The organism is Ruegeria sp., from assembly GCF_965199275.1.
Lineage (GTDB): Bacteria > Pseudomonadota > Alphaproteobacteria > Rhodobacterales > Rhodobacteraceae > Ruegeria.
The window spans coordinates 41,712-64,050 of the sequence record NZ_CBDAQX010000022.1 but is presented as its reverse complement, the minus strand read 5'-3'; the positions used below and the strand labels follow the sequence as shown (position 1 = coordinate 64,050).

20 protein-coding genes are annotated in these 22,339 nt (G+C 59.4%); 12 read left to right on the top strand and 8 right to left on the bottom strand.

Going from position 1 to position 22,339, the window contains the following annotated elements; genetic code table 11:
* Positions 1-36: 36 nt before the first annotated feature.
* The 3 genes from polA to ACOERD_RS20045 all read right to left on the bottom strand — a co-directional run bounded on the left by polA (position 37) and on the right by ACOERD_RS20045 (position 4,193).
* Positions 37-2,835, bottom strand: coding sequence for a DNA polymerase I (gene polA / locus ACOERD_RS20055; protein ID WP_419740217.1), 2,799 nt, complete (start codon positions 2,833-2,835; stop codon positions 37-39).
* A 70-nt stretch (positions 2,836-2,905) separates the two neighbouring features.
* Positions 2,906-3,379, bottom strand: a complete 474-nt coding sequence (locus tag ACOERD_RS20050; RefSeq protein ID WP_419740216.1) for a hypothetical protein — start codon at positions 3,377-3,379, stop codon at positions 2,906-2,908.
* Between the two features lie 151 nt (positions 3,380-3,530).
* On the bottom strand, positions 3,531-4,193 hold the full coding sequence (locus ACOERD_RS20045) for a YrbL family protein (RefSeq protein ID WP_419740215.1): 663 nt from the start codon (positions 4,191-4,193) through the stop codon (positions 3,531-3,533).
* Positions 4,194-4,347: 154 nt separating this feature from the next.
* Between ACOERD_RS20045 and ACOERD_RS20040 the strand changes: the two genes are divergently transcribed.
* Positions 4,348-5,529, top strand: a complete 1,182-nt coding sequence (locus tag ACOERD_RS20040; RefSeq protein ID WP_419737631.1) for an ISNCY family transposase — start codon at positions 4,348-4,350, stop codon at positions 5,527-5,529.
* Positions 5,530-5,699: 170 nt separating this feature from the next.
* On the opposite strand, the gene ACOERD_RS20035 is transcribed toward ACOERD_RS20040, so the two are convergent.
* Complete coding sequence (locus ACOERD_RS20035) at positions 5,700-5,879, bottom strand: zinc-finger domain-containing protein (protein WP_170379537.1); 180 nt, start codon at positions 5,877-5,879, stop codon at positions 5,700-5,702.
* An 87-nt stretch (positions 5,880-5,966) separates the two neighbouring features.
* Here ACOERD_RS20035 and ACOERD_RS20030 point away from each other — a divergent pair, with 87 nt between their 5' ends.
* Positions 5,967-6,959 (top strand): ABC transporter ATP-binding protein, encoded by a 993-nt coding sequence (locus ACOERD_RS20030; protein WP_419740553.1) that lies wholly within the window; start codon positions 5,967-5,969, stop codon positions 6,957-6,959.
* Here the strand turns inward: ACOERD_RS20030 and ACOERD_RS20025 are convergent.
* Together ACOERD_RS20025 and ACOERD_RS20020 are read right to left on the bottom strand one after the other, a co-directional pair.
* Positions 6,956-7,420 carry a DUF1203 domain-containing protein gene (locus ACOERD_RS20025; protein WP_419740214.1) on the bottom strand — a complete coding sequence of 155 codons (465 nt, stop codon included), beginning with the start codon at positions 7,418-7,420 and terminating at the stop codon, positions 6,956-6,958. The genes ACOERD_RS20030 and ACOERD_RS20025 overlap by 4 nt on opposite strands.
* Positions 7,421-7,632: 212 nt before the next feature.
* The gene (locus ACOERD_RS20020) at positions 7,633-8,814 is read right to left on the bottom strand and encodes an ISNCY family transposase (protein WP_419737631.1); all 1,182 of its coding nucleotides are present in this window, start codon (positions 8,812-8,814) and stop codon (positions 7,633-7,635) included.
* A 133-nt stretch (positions 8,815-8,947) separates the two neighbouring features.
* Between ACOERD_RS20020 and ACOERD_RS20015 the strand changes: the two genes are divergently transcribed.
* The 3 genes from ACOERD_RS20015 (at position 8,948) to ACOERD_RS20005 (ending at position 13,409) form a co-directional block, all read left to right on the top strand.
* Complete coding sequence (locus ACOERD_RS20015; protein ID WP_419740213.1) at positions 8,948-11,866, top strand: error-prone DNA polymerase; 2,919 nt, start codon at positions 8,948-8,950, stop codon at positions 11,864-11,866.
* A 48-nt stretch (positions 11,867-11,914) separates the two neighbouring features.
* On the top strand, positions 11,915-12,328 hold the full coding sequence (locus ACOERD_RS20010) for a group III truncated hemoglobin (protein ID WP_419740212.1): 414 nt from the start codon (positions 11,915-11,917) through the stop codon (positions 12,326-12,328).
* Between the two features lie 142 nt (positions 12,329-12,470).
* On the top strand, positions 12,471-13,409 hold the full coding sequence (locus ACOERD_RS20005; RefSeq protein WP_170661794.1) for a DMT family transporter: 939 nt from the start codon (positions 12,471-12,473) through the stop codon (positions 13,407-13,409).
* A gap of 54 nt (positions 13,410-13,463) precedes the next feature.
* Here ACOERD_RS20005 and ACOERD_RS20000 read toward each other — a convergent pair whose 3' ends face one another.
* Positions 13,464-14,576, bottom strand: a complete 1,113-nt coding sequence (locus ACOERD_RS20000) for an S-(hydroxymethyl)glutathione dehydrogenase/class III alcohol dehydrogenase (RefSeq protein WP_419740211.1) — start codon at positions 14,574-14,576, stop codon at positions 13,464-13,466.
* 130 nt (positions 14,577-14,706) lie between these two features.
* Here ACOERD_RS20000 and ACOERD_RS19995 point away from each other — a divergent pair, with 130 nt between their 5' ends.
* Positions 14,707-14,994, top strand: a complete 288-nt coding sequence (locus tag ACOERD_RS19995; RefSeq protein ID WP_419740210.1) for an I78 family peptidase inhibitor — start codon at positions 14,707-14,709, stop codon at positions 14,992-14,994.
* Between the two features lie 61 nt (positions 14,995-15,055).
* Positions 15,056-16,708 (top strand): DUF6504 family protein, encoded by a 1,653-nt coding sequence (locus ACOERD_RS19990; protein ID WP_419740209.1) that lies wholly within the window; start codon positions 15,056-15,058, stop codon positions 16,706-16,708.
* A 16-nt stretch (positions 16,709-16,724) separates the two neighbouring features.
* Here ACOERD_RS19990 and ACOERD_RS19985 read toward each other — a convergent pair whose 3' ends face one another.
* The gene (locus ACOERD_RS19985; RefSeq protein WP_419740208.1) at positions 16,725-17,450 is read right to left on the bottom strand and encodes an SDR family NAD(P)-dependent oxidoreductase; all 726 of its coding nucleotides are present in this window, start codon (positions 17,448-17,450) and stop codon (positions 16,725-16,727) included.
* 228 nt (positions 17,451-17,678) lie between these two features.
* On the opposite strand from ACOERD_RS19985, the gene ACOERD_RS19980 reads away from it, so the two are divergent.
* Genes ACOERD_RS19980 through ACOERD_RS19960 form a run of 5 tightly spaced genes read left to right on the top strand, consistent with a single transcriptional unit; the run spans position 17,679 to position 21,885 of the window.
* Complete coding sequence (locus ACOERD_RS19980) at positions 17,679-19,010, top strand: NAD(P)/FAD-dependent oxidoreductase (protein WP_419740207.1); 1,332 nt, start codon at positions 17,679-17,681, stop codon at positions 19,008-19,010.
* Positions 18,964-19,509 carry a hypothetical protein gene (locus ACOERD_RS19975; protein WP_419740206.1) on the top strand — a complete coding sequence of 182 codons (546 nt, stop codon included), beginning with the start codon at positions 18,964-18,966 and terminating at the stop codon, positions 19,507-19,509. The genes ACOERD_RS19980 and ACOERD_RS19975 overlap by 47 nt, the downstream gene beginning before the upstream one ends.
* Positions 19,509-20,732: an MFS transporter gene (locus ACOERD_RS19970; RefSeq protein ID WP_170379558.1), complete on the top strand. Its 1,224-nt coding sequence runs from the start codon at positions 19,509-19,511 to the stop codon at positions 20,730-20,732. Before ACOERD_RS19975 ends, ACOERD_RS19970 begins: the two co-directional genes overlap by 1 nt.
* Positions 20,729-21,346: a DUF3833 domain-containing protein gene (locus ACOERD_RS19965; protein ID WP_419740205.1), complete on the top strand. Its 618-nt coding sequence runs from the start codon at positions 20,729-20,731 to the stop codon at positions 21,344-21,346. Before ACOERD_RS19970 ends, ACOERD_RS19965 begins: the two co-directional genes overlap by 4 nt.
* On the top strand, positions 21,343-21,885 hold the full coding sequence (locus ACOERD_RS19960; protein ID WP_419740204.1) for a DUF3833 domain-containing protein: 543 nt from the start codon (positions 21,343-21,345) through the stop codon (positions 21,883-21,885). Before ACOERD_RS19965 ends, ACOERD_RS19960 begins: the two co-directional genes overlap by 4 nt.
* Positions 21,886-22,339 lie beyond the last annotated feature (454 nt).

Sequence of the window (22,339 nt, the reverse complement as noted above, 5' to 3'; positions counted from 1 at the left end):
CGAAGAGGGCCCGCCGGGCCTGATGAGCAGCGCCCTTTAATGCGCTTCGGCCCAGTTCGCCCCCTGACCGGCATCCACAACCAATTTCACGTCCAGCTTCACGGCAGGGTCCGAGGCCCCCTCCATCACGTCCCGCGCAACGCCAATCACCTCATCCACCGCATCTTCGGCGACTTCGAACAGCAATTCGTCGTGGACCTGCAACAGCATTTTGGCCGGCAGCCCATTGATCGCCTCAGGCATCCGGACCATCGCGCGCCGGATCACATCTGCCGCCGTCCCCTGAATCGGAGCGTTAATCGCCGCCCGACGCGAGAACCCGGCATGAGGCCCCTTGGCGTTGATCTCAGGCGTATGGATCTTGCGTCCGAACAAGGTCTGCACATAGCCATTCTCTTTAGCGAAGGCGACCGTGTCGTCCATATAGGCTCTAATACCAGGGAAACGCTCAAAATAGCGATCGATGAAGCCTTGTGCCTCGGCGCGCGGAATCCTCAAATTGCGCGCCAGACCAAAGCCCGAGATGCCATAGATCACACCAAAGTTGATCGCCTTGGCCTGACGGCGGATATCCGGCGTCATCTCATCCAACGGTACATCAAACATCTCGGACGCCGTCATAGCGTGAATGTCCAACCCGTCGGCAAAAGCCTGTTTCAACGCCGGTATCTCAGCAATATGCGCCAGAATACGCAACTCGATCTGGCTGTAGTCGAGGCTGACCATCACATTGCCCGGCTCGGCGATGAACGCTTCACGAATGCGACGGCCTTCCTCGGTGCGCACCGGGATGTTCTGCAGGTTGGGATCGGTCGAGGCTAAACGGCCCGTGTTCGCCCCGGTGATCGAATAAGACGTATGCACGCGGCCCGTGTCCGGATTGATATGGGTTTGCAGCGCATCCGTGTAGGTCGACTTCAACTTCGACAGCTGTCGCCAGTCCAGCACCCGGCGGGGCAACTCATGCTCGGTCGCCAGATCTTCAAGGATATCAGCGCCAGTCGAGTATTTCCCGGTCTTGCCTTTCTTACCGCCCTCCAAACCCATCTTGTCGAACAGGATCTCACCCAACTGCGCGGGCGAGCCGACATTGAAGTTCTCACCGGCCAACTCGTGAATTTCAGCCTCTAAACCGGCCATTTTCTGCGCAAAGGCATTCGACATCCGGCTGAGGACATCGCGGTCGACCTTGATGCCGTGCATCTCCATTTCTTTGAGAACCGGCACCAGCGGGCGTTCGAGCGTTTCATAAACCGTCGTCACCTGAACCTGATGCAGTTGCGGCTTGAACAACTGCCACAGGCGCAGCGTGATATCCGCATCCTCGGCTGCATAGGCCGTGGCCTCATCAATCGCGACCTTCTCGAAGGTGATCGCCGATTTGCCCGACCCCAGCAACGGTTTGATCGGGATCGGCGTGTGGCTCAGATAGCGCTCGGACAATGTATCCATCCCATGCCCATGCTCACCGCCATGCATGGCGTAGGACATCAGCATCGTGTCATCGATCGGAGCCACCTCGATTCCGTAGCGCGCAAAGATCTTGGCATCGTACTTCATGTTCTGCCCGATCTTGAGGATCGAGAGGTCTTCGAACAGCGGTTTCAGCACTTTTAGAGCCTCATCCAGCGGCATCTGCCCCTCGGCCAGCGCATCCGAGCCGAATAGATCATCCGCTGAACCATCTCTATGGGTCAGCGGGATATAGCAGGCCTCCCCTGCTTCGATACAAAGCGAAATGCCGACTAGATCGGCGATCATTTCGTTCAGCCCGGTTGTCTCGGTGTCTACGGCAACCCAGCCGCGTTCATAGGCCTGATCAATCCACTTCTGCAAAGCGCCTGCGTCCCGAACGCATTCGTATTTCGACGCGTCAAACGGGATCGCCTCAGCAACAATCTCTTCCGCGATTGGCGCGGGCGCATCGGCGATAACCGGGGCCTCGGCCCCTAGTTTGTCGGCAATCCGTTTGGTGAGGGTGCGGAACTCCATTTCCGCCAGAAAGCCCAGCAAGGTATCGGGATCGGGGTCCTGTACTTCTAGGTCGTCGAGGGTGAAATCCAGCGGCGTGTTCTCATCCAGCTGTACCAACTTCTTCGATAGCTCGATCTGATCACGCTTTTCGATCAGCGTCTGGCGGCGCTTGGGCTGTTTGATCTCTTCCGCGCGGTCCAGCAGTGTTTCCAGATCACCATATTCGTTGATCAAAAGGGCCGCCGTCTTGACGCCGATCCCAGGGGCCCCCGGCACGTTGTCAACGCTATCCCCAGCCAGAGCCTGCACATCGACCACGCGATCTGGGCCGACGCCGAACTTCTCGAAAACGCCATCTGTATCGATGCGTTTGTTCTTCATGGCGTCCAGCATTTCAACGCCGCCGCCGACCAGCTGCATCAAGTCCTTATCGGAACTGACGATGGTCACCCGCCCACCCGCATCGCGCGCCTGCACGGCCAGCGTGGCAATGATATCGTCCGCCTCATAGCCCTCAAGCTCTTTGCAGGCGATGTTGAAGGCCTTCGTCGCCTCGCGGGTCAGCGGCATCTGCGGGCGCAAATCCTCGGGCATCGCCTCGCGGTTGGCTTTGTAGAGATCATAAAGATCGTTGCGGAACGTATGCGAACCCTTATCGAAAATCACCGCCACATGGGTCGGCGCATCAGGGCCGGCATTTCCTTCGACATATTTCTGCAGCATGTTGCAGAAGCCCGACACAGCGCCAATCGGTAAACCATCCGACTTGCGCGTCAGTGGAGGCAGCGCGTGATAGGCCCGAAAAATAAAGGCCGATCCGTCGATCAGATGCAGGTGACATCCTTTTCCGAAATTGCTCATGCGCGTGCTCCCTGTCGGTCAGGGACGGTTCTGCCACAGGGCCGCGCGACTGACCAGTGAGGAACGTCAGTTAACCGCCAAAGAGGCCGCCAAACACATCCGAGAAACTGTGAAGCAGCGCCATGATGATCAACGCGCCCAGGAAGGCAAAAAAAGCCATCGCGAAGAACTGAAACAGGATTGCACCGACGCCAATGGCCACCCCGGCGATGGCAGGCCGCATCCGTTCATGGCGCAAAATGCCAATAACAGAGACGACAATGGCCAAACCGCCCAGCATGGCGACACCGATTTGCAGGAAATCGTCCAGATCACGGGTTTGGGCGACAGGTTCTGGCTGCTCTAGCCCTGCTGCAGCGCGCAGGGTGGATTTCCCAAGCTCGGCCGCCAGCTCCCCCAGTGACACGCCTGTGGACTGCTGCGGCGCAAACGGTCCGGCCCAAAACACCAGCAGCGCCGCAAACAACGCAACCGACGCCGTACAAAACCCGATCCATCCGAAAACCGGACGGGCAGTATCCGTAGCAGAAATGTCCGTCATCACACTCACCTATGCTGACTGCACCACCTTAGTACCATCACAATCGCGGCAAGATTTGGGCAGAGGGCGGGTAAGGAGCTCTTCGGGATCGTTTTGTGCCATGATAATCATAGAAAAGACCGCACCCGCTGCAGCGCCCTATTTATCGGGGCTGTCATGTAGTGCGGAAGACCCGCTGCGACTTGTCCCAGAGCAGCCCCGTGCGATCAGCGATATACTGCATCTGCTTGCTAAGCGAACGGTTGTTCAAACGACGGCTCAGCGTGCGCAAAGGAACCAGATTGCGCTTTCCGTACCCGTCAATCAGAACAAATATTCTGGTTTGATTGCGCAGCCCGTAGACAATGTTTTCCGGGTGGATGTCGCGCCCTACGATCTGAAGCTGAAACAACCGATGCACAAAACTGTTGAGTTCGCTCAGAACGTCGTCCGTCAAGTGGCCCTTCTTGCATACCGACGACAGCTGCGGAGCAAGTTGCCCATCCTCAGACTGAATCCGCTCTACAATAATGCCCGGGCCAACATCAGTCTGAACAATTCCGAATGCGCGCGCGATAGGTAGTTTCGCTATGTCAGAGCCGCTTTTCAAGGCCGCCTTCAACTCGCATTCCATCTCTTTGAGGGCGTTACGATATTTTGCATCGGGAAACACCTGCTGGATCAACCGCTTGGTGTAAGACCGAATAGGGCGTTTACGCGGCCTGGTGATTTTGATCAACAGCTCTGGCCGATCTGGGCACGCATATACGTTTCTTTGACCACCACGTGCCAAAAGATCCTGTTCTGACAGCTGCAAAGGCTGCGCTGGAAAGAGCATTTGGGTTCCGTTTCATACCGTAGACAAATGACTGTACCGGCCATGAAAAGCCAAATCAACCACGGCCGCCGTTGATTGTCGCTAACACGCGATATGTCCGGTGTATGTAACATGCGATCTGTCCGGTTCTATTCTGTCTCTGAGAGGAGGCGTTATGAACCGAGCAGAAGTGTTACAGGAAGTTCGACTGATGAAGTTTGAAGATGTGTATTCGCGGCGAAGCGCGAACAAGCTGACGCAAGAACAGGCGGCTGAGATACTGGGTGTATCCGTGCGCACCGTCAGGCGTTGGGAGGATCGATTTGAGGCGGATGGTGCAGAAGGTCTGTACGACCGTCGGCTTGGCAAACTGGCCAACAATCGTGTTGCCACGGATAAGGTCATGGAGATGCTTGAACTGTTTGATACCAAGTACTGGGATTACACGCCGAAGCATTTCCACGAGAAGCTGGTGGCCCACCATGGTTTCACACAGAGCTACAACTGGGTGCGGCTTACACTGCAGCGCCACGGCCGGGTTCAGGCAGCACCCCGACGAGGTGCCCATCGGCGCAAGCGGCCCCGCCGTCCGATGGTTGGCATGATGTTGCATCAGGACGGCTCCAGCCATGAATGGGTTCCGGGTCAGTGGTGGGATCTGATCGTCACCATGGACGATGCCACCAACCGGGTTTATTCGGCATTCTTTGTCGAGGAAGAAGGGACGATGAGCAGTTTTCAGGGGCTGACAGAGGTGATCGAGGCGCAAGGTCTGTTTTGCTCGCTCTATGCCGATCGGGGCTCTCATTACTGGCATACGCCCGAAGCGGGCGGCAAAGTGGACAAGGACAATCTGACCCAGGTCGGGCGCGCCTTGCAGCAACTCGGCATTGAGCTGATCCCGGCCTATTCACCGCAGGCCCGTGGACGGTCTGAACGCATGTTTGGCACGTTCCAGAACCGATTGCCGCAGGAACTGCGGTCCCATGGGATCACAACCATTGAAGAGGCCAATCAGTTCCTGAAAGAGGTCTATCTTCCCGAACACAATGCCCTGTTTGCAAAGGAGCCGGAGGATACGACCTCGGCCTTCGTGCCGTTTACAGGCAATGTGCGCGACACCCTGTGTGTGCAGGAAGACCGCGTCGTCGGCAACGACAATACGGTGCGCTACAAGGGCCTGGTCATGCAGATCGCGGCAGACAGGCACCGTCATCATTTCGTCAAGGCGAAGGTCAGGGTCCACGAATACCCCGATGGTCAACTGGTCATCTTCCACGGCCCGAGATGCATTGGCCGCTACCAGCCTGACGGATCACCCATCACACAGGAGGATAGCAAACACAAAGTCGCGTGACCCGCTTCGACGTGGCGCGAACGCGGTGGCCCAAATCTACGGTCGCCTACGGCTCCCTCCGAATTGGGCCACCGCGCAATCAACTGAAGCGGACAATTGGCATGTTACCTACACCGGACAATTCAGAATGTTCTCGACACCACGGCCGCCGTTGATGTAACAGTTATGCGTCAGTTTTGTGAATGTCCATCCGCTAGGACATATTTGCAATCGCAATAGGGGCATTCGACCCAACCGGTGTCTTCCGGAATCTGCAGCCACACCCGCGGGTGTCCCAACGCGCCTTCGCCGCCATCACAGGCAACACGAGAAGTTTCCACGATCTTCGTTTCCGGCGCTTCGATTGTCACGGCTGGCGATCCTTCACTGGTTGTCGGCCTCGCGGGCATGCATTAGGTGCGTTTATGAGCGATGAGCAAACCGGGGGCAAGAGCCACATGAGCAATGCGGCAATCAGGATCGAAGGGCTGCGCAAGACCTATCGCGGCGGCAAAGGCCAGCCCCAGAAACACGCTTTGAAGGGCGTCGATCTGACCGTGCCGCGCGGGTCGGTCTTTGGCTTGCTCGGTCCGAACGGGGCGGGGAAGTCGACCCTGATCAACATCCTTGCCGGGTTGGTGGTAAAATCTTCGGGCCATGTTTCGATCTGGGGATATGATCAGGACAAGAACCCACGCTCGTCCCGCGCCGCCATCGGCGTCATGCCGCAAGAGCTGAATCTTGACCCCTTTTTCACCCCCCGAGGCGCGTTGGAGGTTCAAGCCGGTCTCTACGGTGTCCCCAAGGCCGAACGCCGCAGTGATGAGATTCTGGAACTGGTGGGCCTCAGCGACAAGGCCGAGGCCTATGCCCGCACGCTGTCCGGCGGGATGCGGCGTCGGCTGTTGCTGGCCAAGGCGCTGGTGCATCACCCCAAGATCCTGGTGCTGGACGAGCCGACGGCAGGCGTGGATATCGAGCTTCGCCAGATGCTCTGGGCCAATGTGCGCAAGCTGAACGAACAGGGCATGACCATCATCCTCACCACGCATTACCTGGAAGAAGCGCAAGAGATGTGCGACGAGATCGCCATCATCAATCACGGTGAAAAGATCACCCAGGACAGCACGACCAACCTGCTGGGCCGAATGGACAGCCGGACGATGGTGATCGCCCCGGACAGCCCCGTCACCGATTTGCCCATGACGGATGGTGTCGAGGCCACCCTGCGCGACGATGGCAACCTTGTGCTGCAGTATCGCAGCGCCCAGACCAGTGCCGAGCAGGTTCTGGAATCGGTGCGTGCCGCCAATATCCGCATCCGCGACGTCCGAACCGAAGAAGCAGACCTCGAGGATGTGTTCCTTGCGCTGACCTCATCGCGTGCGGATGACACGCCGGTCGAGGATCAGGATCAGCCACGCCGCGGCATGCACCGGGTCAAGCTTTAGGCCCGATCGATCCGCGCCTGATAGCAATTGTTCCGCGCTGATCGGACGTGGATGTAGGCGATGTCCGGTCTGGCAAAGATATCAGCAATTTTGGCTCCGATCTGGTCCGTTGGCGTGATGGCACCCGTGCCGTAGACGATCCGATCATCCTTGCCATAGCCCTTAATCAGGTAGTCAGGGGAAGACTTCAGTATCTCAGGCAATTCATCGCCTTCGTAGCGGTTGCATGGTTTGGCACACAGGAAGATCGGGCCAGTTTCTGCATAGGGATGTGGCTCTAAAAAGGGTCTATGCGCCAAAATCAGCATCTCCTGCCCCTCGCGGATGTTCTGCAAACAATGACGACAGGGATTGCCTGCGCCGGTGGAAACAGCCCGCTCTGGCGTGGCACCGTAGGCATCTGGCCCACCCGCCTGCAGGGCGCGGACTTCGTCAGTGGGGAGTGCGGTGATCTTGAACATTTCGGGTCTCCTTTTTTTCCCCAACCATGCCCACCCGATCAGCCGCAAGCGACCCGGTTCCTGCGCAAAGGACTGTCGAGAACATTCTGAATTGTCCGGTGTAGGTAACATGCCAATTGTCCGCTTCAGTTGATTGCGCGGTGGCCCAATTCGGAGGGAGCCGTAGGCGACCGTAGATTTGGGCCACCGCGTTCGCGCCACGTCGAAGCGGGTCACGCGACTTTGTGTTTGCTATCCTCCTGTGTGATGGGTGATCCGTCAGGCTGGTAGCGGCCAATGCATCTCGGGCCGTGGAAGATGACCAGTTGACCATCGGGGTATTCGTGGACCCTGACCTTCGCCTTGACGAAATGATGACGGTGCCTGTCTGCCGCGATCTGCATGACCAGGCCCTTGTAGCGCACCGTATTGTCGTTGCCGACGACGCGGTCTTCCTGCACACACAGGGTGTCGCGCACATTGCCTGTAAACGGCACGAAGGCCGAGGTCGTATCCTCCGGCTCCTTTGCAAACAGGGCATTGTGTTCGGGAAGATAGACCTCTTTCAGGAACTGATTGGCCTCTTCAATGGTTGTGATCCCATGGGACCGCAGTTCCTGCGGCAATCGGTTCTGGAACGTGCCAAACATGCGTTCAGACCGTCCACGGGCCTGCGGTGAATAGGCCGGGATCAGCTCAATGCCGAGTTGCTGCAAGGCGCGCCCGACCTGGGTCAGATTGTCCTTGTCCACTTTGCCGCCCGCTTCGGGCGTATGCCAGTAATGAGAGCCCCGATCGGCATAGAGCGAGCAAAACAGACCTTGCGCCTCGATCACCTCTGTCAGCCCCTGAAAACTGCTCATCGTCCCTTCTTCCTCGACAAAGAATGCCGAATAAACCCGGTTGGTGGCATCGTCCATGGTGACGATCAGATCCCACCACTGACCCGGAACCCATTCATGGCTGGAGCCGTCCTGATGCAACATCATGCCAACCATCGGACGGCGGGGCCGCTTGCGCCGATGGGCACCTCGTCGGGGTGCTGCCTGAACCCGGCCGTGGCGCTGCAGTGTAAGCCGCACCCAGTTGTAGCTCTGTGTGAAACCATGGTGGGCCACCAGCTTCTCGTGGAAATGCTTCGGCGTGTAATCCCAGTACTTGGTATCAAACAGTTCAAGCATCTCCATGACCTTATCCGTGGCAACACGATTGTTGGCCAGTTTGCCAAGCCGACGGTCGTACAGACCTTCTGCACCATCCGCCTCAAATCGATCCTCCCAACGCCTGACGGTGCGCACGGATACACCCAGTATCTCAGCCGCCTGTTCTTGCGTCAGCTTGTTCGCGCTTCGCCGCGAATACACATCTTCAAACTTCATCAGTCGAACTTCCTGTAACACTTCTGCTCGGTTCATAACGCCTCCTCTCAGAGACAGAATAGAACCGGACAGATCGCATGTTACATACACCGGACATATCGCGTGTTAGCGACATTCCTGCGCAAAGGACTCGAAAAAGAACAAAACATGAATATAATAGTGACTCGCCATGTATGCCGAGCTGTCGATCACGTCAAACTTCACCTTCCTCACCGGGGCCTCTCACCCCGAGGAGTATATGGAGCGTGCCGTGACCCTGGGCCTGCCCGCCATCGCAATTGCCGATGACAACTCAGTCGCCGGGATCGTTCGTGCCCATACCCAAGCCCGCGAGATCACCCGTAAGGTGCGCGAACGGCTGGAGTGGGAGGCGCAGAACACGAGCCTAGGCCCGCCCTGCCCCGATCACATTCCCAAAACGTCTTCATATCCGATCCACGCGGTGCCGCGCCTGATCCCGGCAGCGCGGCTGATCTTCACCGACGCGCCCACCGTCACTGCTCTGCCCCTGAACCGACAGGGCTGGGGAAACCTATGCCGCATCCTGTCCAAAGGCCGCCTGCGTGCGGAAAAAGGCGATTGCATCCTGCACCTGTCCGACCTGCTGGAGTTTTCCGACGGCCTCCACCTGCTGCTCTGGCCACAATTGGGCCGGTCAAAGGGCGGCGCGAGTGTATGGCGGACACAGGCGCAACAGCTGACGCGCCGCTTTGGTGGGCGGATGCATCTGCTGATGCACCCTCGATATGATGGCGCAGATAGCACCTATTTCTCCTTATTAGAGATTGAATCCCAGCAACTCGGCATCCCCACCCTCGCCAGCGCCACGCCGCTGATGCATCACGGCGCGCGCCGCAAGCTGGGGGATGTGCTGACCGCCATCCGCCTGCGCCGCAAAGTCGATGAGCTGGGTCGCGACGCGTTGGCCAATGGCGAACAGCGGCTGCGGTCTGAGGGTGAAATGCTGCGCATTTTCAAAGGCCATGAAGGCGCTGTCGCCCGTGCCCATGACCTCAGCGAGCAACTCACCTTCTCGCTCAATGAACTCCGCTATGAATATCCCAGCGAAGGCAGCGAACAGGAAACTCCGACCCAACGCCTGCACCGTCTGGCCCATGAGGGGCTGAAATGGCGCTATCCGGCGGGCGCGTCCGAGAAGGCGAAAAAGATGCTGGCCCATGAGCTCACCCTGATCGGCAAACTGAAATATGAACCCTATTTCCTCACCGTCCGGGATATCGTCCATTTCGCTCGCTCGCGCGACATCCTATGTCAGGGGCGTGGCTCGGCCGCCAATTCGGTGGTCTGCTTCTGCCTCGGCATCACCGAGGTCAGCCCCGAGATGGGAACGATGGTCTTTGAGCGCTTCGTCTCCGAGGCCCGCGACGAGCCGCCCGATATCGACGTCGATTTCGAACACGAGCGCCGCGAGGAGGTGATCCAGCATATCTACGACCGCTACGGCCGCGAACGCGCGGGCCTCTGCGCCACGGTTGTTCACTATCGCGGCAAGCGTGCCATTCGTGAGGTCGGCCGCGCCGTGGGTCTGACCGAGGACACGATCTCGGCCCTGTCCTCACAGCTCTGGGGCTTTTTCTCGACCAAAGGGCTCGAGGCGCATCGGATGCGCGAAATCGGCCTCGATCCTGAAGATCGACGGCTAAAACAGACTCTAATGCTGGTCTATGAGATCGACGGCTTCCCCCGTCACCTGTCACAGCACGTTGGTGGCTTCATCATCACCGAGGGACGTCTGGACGAGCTTGTTCCCATCGAGAACGCCACGATGGAGGGGCGCACGGTCATCTGCTGGGACAAGGACGATATCGACTCCTTGGGTATCCTGAAAGTCGATGTCCTCAGCCTCGGGATGCTCACCTGTATCCGCAAGGCGTTCGACCTGATCGGACAGCATCATCAGACCGGCTATACCCTCGCCACCCTGCCGCCCGAGGACCCCGAGGTCTATGATATGCTGTGCAAAGCAGACTCTATTGGGGTGTTTCAGGTGGAAAGCCGGGCGCAGATGAACTTCCTCCCCCGGATGCGACCGCGCAATTTCTACGATCTGGTGATCGAGGTCGCTATCATCCGCCCCGGCCCGATTCAGGGCGACATGGTCCACCCCTATATCCGCCGCCGGAACGGAGAGGAGGAGGTCAGCTTCCCCTCGGACGCGTTGGGGGATGTGTTGGGCAAAACACTGGGCGTACCGCTGTTTCAGGAGCAGGCGATGCAGATCGCCATTGTCGGCGCGGGCTTCACCCCGGAACAGGCGGACCGGCTGCGACGCTCACTGGCGACCTTCAAGAAACATGGCAATGTCAGCGAGTTCCGCGCTCTCTTTTTACGCGGGATGAAACGCAACGGTTACGAACAGGATTTCGCGGAGCGCTGTTTTTCCCAGATCGAAGGGTTCGGATCTTATGGTTTTCCCGAAAGCCACGCGGCCAGCTTTGCGCTGCTGGTCTATGCCTCGGCTTGGATCAAATGCCACCATCCGGGCATCTTCGCCTGCGCGCTGCTGAACTCGCAACCGATGGGCTTCTACGCGCCCGCCCAGATCGTGCGGGATGCCCGCGAACACGGGGTTCAGGTGCGGCCAGTCTGCATCAATGCGAGTTTCTGGGACAATGTGATGGAACCTGATGGCCATGGTGGGCTGGCCCTACGGCTGGGGTTCCGCCAGATCAAGGGCCTCAGCGAGGAAGACGCCAGTTGGCTGACCGCCGCACGGGGCAACGGCTACACCCAAGTGGATGACGTCTGGCGTCGCGCAGGGTTGGGGCCATCGGTGATCGAACGTTTGGCCGAGGCCGATGCCTTCGCTGCCTGCGATCTGACCCGGCGCGAGGCTCTGTGGCAGGCCAAGGCGATTGCGACCGCGAAGCCTCTGCCGCTGTTCTCACAGGATCTGGAAGGCGAGACGCTGGATGAACCCGAAGCCTACCTGCCGCAGATGACATTGGGCGAACAGGTGGTCGAGGATTACGTCGCCACCCGCCTCAGCCTGAAGGCACACCCAGTGGCCCTGATCCGGCACCTGCTGACGCCCGAGCCGCGCGACAAAACCACACCTGTTGCCTGACCTCCGCCCCAGATATGTCCCGGGCTAGAGTCGAAATCCGAGACCACCATGACCAGACCCACCTTGCCCCCGCGCTTTCCCGCAACAACGGACCAGATCAACGCGCAGGTCCACGCCTTCTATGCCCGCGTGCGCGAGGATGCCGTTCTGGGGCCAGTGTTCAACAAGCACGTCCATGATTGGCCCGCGCATGAGGACAAGATCGCCGCCTTCTGGCGCAACGCCATCCTTTTTGAGCGCAGCTACAACGGCAATCCGCAACGGGTACATAGCGAAAGGCCCGACGTGCAGCCCGAAATGTTCGCCCACTGGCTGGACCTTTTTGAGGAGGTCGCCACCCAAACCCTACCTCAGGAAACGGCCACCCCTTGGGTCGCGCTGGCCCAACGGATCGGTGTGGGGATGAAGGCGGGCGTGCAATCCGCCCGACAGCCCAAGGACGCGCCGCCGATCCTGCGTTGATCTCACAACATGGCGGCTTTGCCGTGTTAGCGGTAAAATAGGGGCTATGCGGTCCGGGAAAATGCGTCTACTCAGGGAAAAGACAGCCCATTTGGCTGCGCCGGCTTAAAGCCACCACACCGACATCGCCTGAGGCCAGATCATGAGCACTCAAAACACCACCCTCCGGGGACTTGGTTTCGCGTTTCTGGGATTCGCGGTCTTTGCCAGCCATGACGCGCTGATCAAAGTGCTGGGCGGGACCTACTCGGTAATGCAGATCATCTTCTTCGCCACGCTGTTTTCCTTTGTGCCAATGGCAGTGACGATCCTGACAGACCGCACGACCGGGAATTTCCTGCCACACCACCCATGGCTGGTCCTGCTCCGGTCGGCGCTGATGGTTACATCCATGGTGTGCGCTTTCTATGCCTTTTCGGTCCTGCCTCTGGCCGAGGTCTATTCGCTGCTATTTGCCTTCCCCCTGTTCGTCACAGTCTTGTCGATTCCGATTCTAGGAGAGGTCGTGCGTTTCCAACGTTGGGCCGCGGTTGGCGTCGGGTTGATCGGTGTTCTGATCGTCCTGCGCCCCGGAGCGACGGATATCACGCTAGGCCACATGGCCGCCCTGACAGCCGCGTTTTGCAGCGCGTTAGGCTCTGTTCTGGTGCGCAAGATCGGGAATGAGGAACGCTCGGCCGTGCTGATCCTCTACCCGATGCTGCTGGCGATCGTGGTCATGAGCTTGATGCAACCGGCAGTCTATCAACCGCCATCACTGCTGCATCTGGCGATGATGGCGCTCGTTGGAGTGTTCTCGGTCATCGCACAACATCTGATCATTCTTGCCTATCGCGCGGCCCCGGCGGGTGTCGTGGCCCCCAGCCAATACAGTCAGATCATCTGGGCCACCTTGTTCGGCATGATCTTCTTTGGCGAACACCCGGACGGCTGGGTCGCGGTCGGCGCAAGCGTCATCATCGCCTCGGGCATCTTCGTCGTCTGGCGCGAGAGCCGGTCGAACACCACCTCGGCCAACACGCCGGTACTGCGCGTGCGGTCACCACGATCGGATACGGGCGCATCACGGCCCGGTGAATGAAAAACGGCGCGCCAGACAGCGCGCCGCTTTAGCGAATTCAACTGGTTTAGAGCCTTAGTAGACGACCACCGAGCGGATGCTCTCGCCTTTATGCATCAGATCGAAACCGTGGTTGATGTCGTCCAGACCCATGGTGTGGGTGATCATCGGATCGATCTCGATCTTCCCTTCCATGTACCAGTCGACGATCTTGGGTACATCGGTCCGACCTCGCGCGCCGCCAAAGGCGGTGCCGCGCCAGGAACGTCCGGTCACCAGCTGGAACGGACGGGTCGAGATCTCGGCCCCCGCAGGTGCAACGCCGATGATAATCGACTCACCCCAGCCCTTATGCGCCGCTTCCAGAGCGGTCCGCATCACGCCGACATTGCCGGTGGCGTCAAAGGTATAGTCCGCACCGCCTTTGGTCAGGTTGACCAGATAGGGCACCAGATCCCCTTCGACCTCGGTCGGGTTGACGAAATCGGTCATGCCGAACTTAGTCGCCATTTCCACTTTGGCAGGGTTCAGGTCGACACCGACGATCTGGTCAGCTCCGGCCAGACGCAGGCCCTGAATCACGTTCAGACCGATACCACCCAGACCGAACACGATGGCGCGGCTGCCGATTTCCACTTTGGCGGTGTTGATCACAGCGCCGATGCCGGTGGTGACACCGCAACCGATGTAGCAGATCTTGTCGAAGGGCGCGTCCTCACGCACTTTCGCCAGCGCGATCTCAGGCAGGACTGTGTGGTTGGCGAAGGTCGAACAGCCCATGTAGTGCAGGATCGGGTCGCCATCCAAAGTCGAGAAGCGCGAGGTGCCATCGGGCATCAGGCCCTTGCCCTGTGTCTCACGGATCGCCTGACACAGATTGGTTTTTGGATGCAGACAGTATTCACACTCACGACATTCGGGCGTGTAGAGCGGGATCACGTGATCGCCCGGCTTCAGGCTGGTAACGCCTGGGCCCACCTCGACCACGACGCCTGCGCCTTCATGGCCCAGAATGGCCGGGAACAGGCCTTCGGGATCTGCACCGGACAGGGTGAATTCATCTGTATGGCAGATGCCGGTGGCCTTCACTTCGACCAAAACCTCGCCCGCCTTGGGGCCTTCGAGGTTCACCTCCATCACTTCCAAAGGTTTGCCAGCCTGAACGGCGACGGCTGCACGGGTGCGCATGGTGCTTGTCTCCCAGTCTTGTTTGACCCGACCCTGCGTCAAATGCAGGGTGTTTTCAACTGCACTTTCATGGCAGATTGGCTAAACATTTGATATTGCAGAAACGACATTGTCATACTGGGGAACGCCAATGCACCGATTTATCCCGATCCTGATCCTTCTGGCCGCCTGCGCCGAAACCTCTGCCCCGCAAGGTGCAGACCTTGAGCCCGAGGCTGCGCCTGTCGATCTAGCCTTCTGCAAAGGCGATCCGTTTGCGGATTCCATCGGCCAGCCGGTTTCGACCATTCAGGCCAGCCTGCCCGAGCGCGCGCGGGTGTTGGGACCCAATGACATTGCGACACAGGATTACCGTATCGACCGGCTGAATGTCTTCGTGAACGGTGCGGGCATCATTCAGCGCCTGACTTGCGGGTAGGGGTGGACTCGAGCGCTGATTCTCGGGCAAGAACAAAGTGGGAACATTTTGATGTCTGCCGATGCCAAAACGCCGAATACTCTCACTCTGGTTTCCCCGTCTGGGGGCTGAACGGCTGATCCGCGCCGCGCGGGGGCTGCATGTCGGGCCTTTGGCTGTAGTGGCCGAGCAGTCGAACATGCAGGTGATCACCTCTCTGAACGCCGAAGCTCAGGCCGCCGGGCTGCAGGTGGGTCAGCCGGTGCGCGATGCCCATGCCATGTGTGCGTCCCTGATCACGCGGCACCGCAACGCCCCGGCCGAGGCCGCGTTCCTGACCGCGTTGCGCCGCTGGGCAGGCAAGTTCAGCCCTTGGGTCGCCGAAGAGGCTCCGGACGGGCTGATCGTTGATCTCTCGGGCTGCGCGCATCTGTTTGGTGGGGAAGAGGCGTTGTTGCGCGTGCTTGAGGTCGACTGCGCCGATATGGGTCTGAGCGTGCAGATGGGCATTGCCGATACGTTGGGCGCGGCCTGGGCGCTGGCGCGCTATGCCGGGCAAGAGGCCATATCCGACCGCAACGGCGACGCCATCAGCCAAGAGGCCCGCGCCACCCGTGCCCGGGCCAGCAAGCGACGACACTGGACCAAGGGCGGGGCCGCACCGCAAGTGGTGGCCTTGGGCGGCGGGGCGCGGATCGCAGCCCCGGGGCAGTCTTATGGGGCGCTCAGCCCGCTGCCCATCGCGGCGCTGCGGCTGGAGGATCAGGTAGTCGCGCAGTTGAACCGTCTGGGCCTGCGGCGGATCGGGGATCTGCTGGGCCAACCGCGCGCCTCCCTCGCCCGCAGGTTCGGACGTGGGCTGGTCTTGCGGCTGGATCAGGCGATGGGCAGCGCGCCCGAGCCGGTTTCTCCGGCCCGCCCGCCGCATCACTTCGCGGTGCGGATGACTCTGCCCAATCCGATTGGGCTGGTCGAGGATGTGATGGCCGCCATCGACCGGGTTCTGCCGACACTCTGCACCAAGCTGGAAGAAAAGGGCCGCGGCGTCCGCACCCTGCGGCTGGAGGCCCATCGCGCCGATCAGGCGGCCGAGGTCATCGAGGTTGGGCTGGCCCGCCCGACCCATGACAAACACCGCATTCGCCCTTTGTTAGAGATGAAAATTGACAAGATCGACGCGGGCTATGGCATTGACATGCTGCGGCTTGAGGCGGTGCAGACGGAACCCATCCACGCCCGCACCATTGCCGGTCATGCCGAGGCCCGCCGCGTGGCCCGCAACCGGCTTGAGGGCAACACCGCCGTCGAAGACCTTATGGCCAAACTGGGCGCACGGGTGGGGCTGGAGGTCATTACAAGGCGTCACCCCGCGGCATCGCATATCCCCGAGAAAACCGCGCAGGTGCTAGCGGCAGCATGGTCCGAACCGGCGCGAGACTGGCCTGCGCCGCCACGCCCGCGCCCCCTGCAGATGTGGCAGCCCGAGCCGGTAATAGCCCCGGAAACCCCGGATGTGCCCTCCGCCTTTCGCTGGCGCGGGCGTGATTGGCAATTGGCACAAGCCACCGGCCCGGAACGGATCGCGCCGGAATGGTGGCTGGATGACCCCAACTGGCGCAGCGGCGTGCGCGATTACTGGGTTGTGGTGACCGAACAGGGCGAGAGGCTCTGGCTGTTTTTTGGCCACGGCGGCACCATGTCCGCAGGCTGGTTCTGCCAGGGGCAATTTGGCTAGAAGTCCTAATTAGGGTCTATTTTCCGCGATAAATCAGGATATCGGGCAAATAGTCCAGCAACCGGATCACCCAGGAAAACGGGGCCGGAAAATCGGTGCGGAACCGGCGGCGCGACATCGCTTTGATCACACGCTCTGCCGCGTCTTCAGCCGACATCAGCATGGGCATTTTGAAATTGTTCTTCTCAGTCAGGCGGGTATTGATAAAGCCGGGATTGACGATCCGAACCGTCACGCCCGTACCCGCCAGATCAAACCGCATGGTCTCGGCCAGCGAGACCAGCGCCGCCTTGCTGGCCGCATAGCCCACCGCCGCAGGCAAACCGCGATAGCCGGACAGAGAGCCGATCAGAGTGATATCCCCGCGTCCGGCGCTCACGAAGCCCGGTACGGTTTCACCCAACACCCGAAGGGCACCAGTGTAGTTCACGTCGGTCATCGACAATACCGCCTCGGTATCCCAATCACCGGTGCGCATAGGCTCATAGGCTCCGGCGTTGTAGACAAGACCATCGACCTCTCCGACTTCAGCCACGACACGGCGCACGGCCTCAAGGTCGGTCACGTCAAAAGGCACGGCACGCGCATTGGGAAGGGTTGCGCAGATCTCGGCCAGCCGATCCGCATTGCGCGCCGACAGGACAAGATGCGCGCCGCGCTCGCTGAGCCCTTGGGCCAAAGCGCGCCCGAGCCCTTCGCTCGCGCCTACAATCCAATACGTCTTTCCTTCGAAACCGGTCATGCCTGCCCCAACGTGGAACCATGAAACAACGCCCCATGCGCGGCTACGGTTCTGCTTCAGCTATCATGTATATTTTACGACCAAGCCAACCGGTCGGATCATCCCCAGCTGAGTGAATTTTGCCACGAAGTCACAATATAGTGCGTTGGGAAATATAATCTAACCTGATTGATCCGCGTCAGAACCTGCTACGTATCCATAGATAAATGTCGCACTTAAGGGGATCACATGTTCGACGAAACGCGAGGCGAGCGCAAGAAAATCGCAGTCATAGGTGCAGGCATTTCAGGACTTTCCGCAGCTTACTACCTTTCAGAACAGCACGATATTACCGTTTATGAGGCCGAACCGCGCCTTGGCGGGCACGCCCGAACCGTGATGGCGGGCAAAAACGGAGATCAACCGGTCGATACCGGCTTTATCGTCTTCAACTACGCGACCTACCCCCACCTGACCAAGCTGTTTGATGAGCTGAACGTCCCCGTTGAGAAAAGCGAGATGAGCTTCGGCGCGACCATCGACAATGGTCGCATTGAATACGGGTTGAATACGCTGCGCACTCTGACAGCTCAGAAACGCAACCTGCTGCGCCCGTCTTACTACAAGATGATCTCGGACATCCTGCGCTTTAGTAAAGAAGCCCCGGATGCGGCGAAGGATGATGACACAACCATCGGAGAACTGGTGGACCAGATGCGTCTGGGTCATTGGTTCCGCCACAACTACCTGATGCCGATGTGCGGCGCGATCTGGTCCACGCCGGTTGAATTTGTGGATCAATTCCCGGCTCGCTCGCTGGTGCAGTTCTTCCGCAACCACGCCCTGCTGGCCAGCGGACGCGCCAACCAGCACCAGTGGTATACGGTCAAAGGCGGCAGCATCGAATATGTGCGCCGAATTGATGCTGCGCTGCGGTCGCGCGGATGCGACATCCGTCTGGCGGCTCCGGTAGATCACGTACAGCGTCATGAGACCGGCGTCACGGTCACTAGCCAGGGCCATGCCGATCAATTTGACGAGATTATCCTTGCGACCCACTCGGACCAGTCGCTGGCCATTTTGGGCGACAACGCCACGGCGGATGAGGCCGCGGCCCTTGGCGCGATCCGTTATCAGCCCAATCACGCGATCCTGCATTGTGATAAAAGCCAGATGCCAAAGCTGCGCGCCTGCTGGTCCAGCTGGACCTATCGTTCACAAGCCGGGGACGTCGGCGTGACCTATTGGATGAACCGCTTGCAGAACATCCCGGACAGCGATCCGCTCTTTGTATCGTTGAACGCGTCTTCGCAAATTGACGAGGACAAGATTTATGACCAAGTCGAGTTCGCCCACCCGGTTTTCGACAAAGCCGCGCTGAAAGCGCAGGGACAAATTCGCGACATGCAGGGACAGAACCACACCTGGTACGCCGGAGCTTATAACCGGCACGGGTTTCACGAAGACGGGATCGCCAGCGCGATGCATGTCGTCGAACGCTTGCGTGGCGCCCCGCACATTACCGGAGCTGACAATGGCATTCTTGAAAAAGATCCGGCCATCCATGTGGCCGCCGAATAAATCCACTTTGCGCGCGGCGCTGCTGTCGATCGCCTTACTGTCGAGTGGTGGGGCAGTGGCGTCGCCTCTGTCCAACGAACTGAGTGATCCCAAGCTTTTAGGCAGCTCGACATTTAGGTTCTTGGGCCTGCCTGTCTATGACGCCAAGCTATTCACGCCTGCTGGAGCGGCATTCAATTGGACCGAGGATTTCGGGTTGCAACTGACTTATCGAAAAAACCTCGCACAAAAAGCGCTTGTAGAGTCGACGCTGGATGAGATGGCAAGGCAAGGCAATCCCGCGCCGACAAAGGCCCAGCTAGAGGCCTGCTTTCAAGCAGTCAGCAAAGGTGACAGCTATCTGGCCATATCCGAAGGACCTAACAAAGTTGGGTTTTGGCGCAATGGTGCACAAACCTGCACACTAACCAACACCGGCATCAAGAAATCGTTCATGTCGATTTTTCTTGGCGACAACACTCGGTCCGCCAGTTTTACACGGCAATTGAAGGGGCAGTGATGCTGTATCCCCGGGTCAGCCTTTATGCGCTGATGCTCGCTGCGGCGGGTATCCCGCTCTATATTCACCTGCCGCGCTTTGCGGCGGTGAATTTGGGCATTGGCCTTGGGGTGATCGGAACTGTTCTGCTGGTGATCCGCCTGGTCGATCTGGTGCAAGACCCGCTGATAGGCTGGGCCATCGACCGCTGGCCAGGCGCGCAGCTGCTGTTTGCCGCTCTGGCGGCGCTTGGGCTGGCTGTTGGGTTTCCGCTGCTGTTCGGCCTACCGGACGGGGCCAGCGTTGGCGCGCTGGTCGCCATCCTCGTACTGCTGTTTTCGGCCTACAGCCTTGGCACCATCCTGCTTTACGGGCGCAGCGCAACTTTGGCCAAACAGGCCGACCCGCAAGAGCTGATGCGCCTCGCCGCCTTCCGCGAAGGCGGGCAACTGACCGGAGTCGTTCTTGCCGCCAGCGCTCCGGCGCTGTTCGTTGCCTTCGGCGCGCAGGGGCAGGGCTATCCCGCTTTTGGCCTGTTTCTGGGTGCGCTGGCGTTGCTAACCCTCATCGTCACCATACCAATGTGGCGTCGTACGCCGATCACGGGCGAGGGCATCTCGTTCACCGCGCTCGGACAATCCGGCGCCCTCCGCCTGCTGGTTTTGGCGCTGATCAACAGCCTGCCGGTTGCCCTGACAGCCACGCTGTTTCTGTTCTTCGTCGAGGACAAACTGCAGCTTTCCGGTATGGCCGGCCCATTACTGATCCTGTTCTTCCTGAGCGCTGGGGCTAGCGTGCCCCTCTGGGCGCGACTCAGCAATCGGATCGGCCCGAAGCAGACGCTGATGATCGCCATGCCGCTGGGCATCGCTTCCTTCATCGGCGCGGCCACCCTCTCGGCCGGAGAGCTGACCGCCTTTGCCGTGATCTGCCTGGCCTCGGGCGCAGCCGCAGGAGCGGATATCGTGATCCTGCCCGCCATGTTTTCCGTGGTGCTGACACGCGCGGGGCTGAATGCCTCGGCCGCGTTTGGCATCTGGTCTTTTGCTGGCAAGCTGGGCCTCGCGCTCGCTGCCTTTTTCACCCTGCCCCTGCTGGAACGCAGCGGCTTTTCACCCGGTCAAGCCAACTCGGCACAGGCTCTAAACACGCTCACATTCGCCTATGCCCTGCTACCCTGCATCCTAAAGCTGGGCGCATTCGGGATGGTCTTGACCCTGCCTACGGAGGTCACAGCCAAATGAATACGCTTGTTGTGATTTTGCTCGCCATCCTCGTTGTCGTGGCGGTCAAAAGACGGTTCCTGAGCTTTCGCTCACAATCCCCGGCTGACTATTCGGGAACGGGACCAGAGTTTTCTCTGACCAAACACCTGAACGGAGATATCCTTTCCGAGGGGCTGATCTATGGCCCCAACGGCAAGATGTCGAACAGCTTTGTCGCGCGCATGGTTGGCGAATGGGATGGGAACACAGGCACTCTGGCCGAGTGGTTCACCTATTCCAACGGCAAACAGATGACCCGAAAGTGGTATCTGACATTGGGCACCGGCAACACGTTCACAGCCACGGCAGACGATATTGTCGGTGAAGGCAAAGGCGTGATCTCGGGCTCGACCGTCAAGCTGTCCTATCGGATCATCCTGCCCGACGACGCCGGAGGGCACACGCTGGACGTGACCGACTGGATGTACCTGACCGAGAACGGGGCGATCATGAACCGCTCAGAGATGCGCAAATTCGGCCTAAAGGTCGCGGAACTGGTGGCAACCATGCGCCCAGCGCCTGAGGTGCAGACCGCGCATGTACCCGGAGCAAACGGGTATGATGCGGATGCTGAAAACAGGCCGCTGCAATGACCCGGTTGCGTTTTCTGATCTCTCTGGTCGCAATCGCCTGCCTGACGCTGCTCGCGGCCTGCTCGGCTAAACCGCGGGTGCCCAAAAGCTTTCTGTCCGACCGGCAGCTGAACCTCGAAGAGTTCTTCGAAGGCAAAACCGTGGCTTATGGTCAGTTCCAGGACATTCTGGGCAACGTGCCGCGCCGTTTCACGGTTGAGATTGACGGCACATGGGACGGAGAAACCCTGACCCTGGTCGAGGATTTCGTCTACGATGACGGCGCAACGGAACAGCGCATCTGGACCCTGACCAAAACCGGCGAAGATACCTGGACCGGCACCGCGCCGGGCGTGTTGGGTGTTGCTGAAGGGATTGAGCGTGGCGATACCTTCAACTGGAAATACAAGATCGACCTGCCGATCAAAGAGGGCACCATGCGTGTCAACTTTGACGATTGGATGTGGCTTCTGGAAGAGGACCGCCTTCTGAACCGCGCCTATGTTTCGCGTTTTGGCGTCCGTATAGGCGAGGTCATCCTGTTCTTCGAGAAACTGTGACGGCCCGACGGGGCCTCGGCGCGCTGATCCGGCTGCTCCGCCCTGTCGCGTTCGTAGAAGATAAATTCATCAACCCAACCGAACATCTTGTTCGCCTCAGGTGCGCGTGGCTCAGTGGGCGGAGGCGCAGCTTTGGATTTCACCTGCGCCCGCTCGACCTCGGCCCACAAGAAGAACAACCCACGTCGCGTGCCGTTGAGATCCTCGGGTATTTTGACCCACACCACCTGTGAGGATTTGCCTGATTTCTGCTCGATTTTTGCCCCCCCGGGTTTCTGACGCCCTTTGGTCAAAGGATAGCAAATCTAGCTGAATCTGCCAATTTTTTCGAATTCCGCAGGCGGAAATCCACTGGAAAGTCGCCATTCAACACGTTTGAATATAAATGGAAATTTCACAAGCAACCAAAGGTGGTGTCGCGGGTCGGCACCGCCATCTCAAGCGCTTCCCGTTT

Bases quoted from the DNA above. Each gene is read 5' to 3' on its own strand.
- polA (WP_419740217.1), bottom strand. From the start codon at position 2,835: ATGAGCAATTTCGGAAAAGGATGTCACCTGCATCTGATCGACGGATCG.
- ACOERD_RS20045 (WP_419740215.1), bottom strand. From the start codon at position 4,193: ATGCTCTTTCCAGCGCAGCCTTTGCAGCTGTCAGAACAGGATCTTTTG.
- ACOERD_RS20040 (WP_419737631.1), top strand. From the start codon at position 4,348: ATGAACCGAGCAGAAGTGTTACAGGAAGTTCGACTGATGAAGTTTGAA.
- ACOERD_RS20030 (WP_419740553.1), top strand. From the start codon at position 5,967: ATGAGCAATGCGGCAATCAGGATCGAAGGGCTGCGCAAGACCTATCGC.
- ACOERD_RS20025 (WP_419740214.1), bottom strand. From the start codon at position 7,420: ATGTTCAAGATCACCGCACTCCCCACTGACGAAGTCCGCGCCCTGCAG.
- ACOERD_RS20020 (WP_419737631.1), bottom strand. From the start codon at position 8,814: ATGAACCGAGCAGAAGTGTTACAGGAAGTTCGACTGATGAAGTTTGAA.
- ACOERD_RS20015 (WP_419740213.1), top strand. From the start codon at position 8,948: ATGTATGCCGAGCTGTCGATCACGTCAAACTTCACCTTCCTCACCGGG.
- ACOERD_RS20010 (WP_419740212.1), top strand. From the start codon at position 11,915: ATGACCAGACCCACCTTGCCCCCGCGCTTTCCCGCAACAACGGACCAG.
- ACOERD_RS20005 (WP_170661794.1), top strand. From the start codon at position 12,471: ATGAGCACTCAAAACACCACCCTCCGGGGACTTGGTTTCGCGTTTCTG.
- ACOERD_RS20000 (WP_419740211.1), bottom strand. From the start codon at position 14,576: ATGCGCACCCGTGCAGCCGTCGCCGTTCAGGCTGGCAAACCTTTGGAA.
- ACOERD_RS19995 (WP_419740210.1), top strand. From the start codon at position 14,707: ATGCACCGATTTATCCCGATCCTGATCCTTCTGGCCGCCTGCGCCGAA.
- ACOERD_RS19990 (WP_419740209.1), top strand. From the start codon at position 15,056: ATGCCAAAACGCCGAATACTCTCACTCTGGTTTCCCCGTCTGGGGGCT.
- ACOERD_RS19985 (WP_419740208.1), bottom strand. From the start codon at position 17,450: ATGACCGGTTTCGAAGGAAAGACGTATTGGATTGTAGGCGCGAGCGAA.
- ACOERD_RS19980 (WP_419740207.1), top strand. From the start codon at position 17,679: ATGTTCGACGAAACGCGAGGCGAGCGCAAGAAAATCGCAGTCATAGGT.
- ACOERD_RS19975 (WP_419740206.1), top strand. From the start codon at position 18,964: ATGGCATTCTTGAAAAAGATCCGGCCATCCATGTGGCCGCCGAATAAA.
- ACOERD_RS19970 (WP_170379558.1), top strand. From the start codon at position 19,509: ATGCTGTATCCCCGGGTCAGCCTTTATGCGCTGATGCTCGCTGCGGCG.
- ACOERD_RS19965 (WP_419740205.1), top strand. From the start codon at position 20,729: ATGAATACGCTTGTTGTGATTTTGCTCGCCATCCTCGTTGTCGTGGCG.
- ACOERD_RS19960 (WP_419740204.1), top strand. From the start codon at position 21,343: ATGACCCGGTTGCGTTTTCTGATCTCTCTGGTCGCAATCGCCTGCCTG.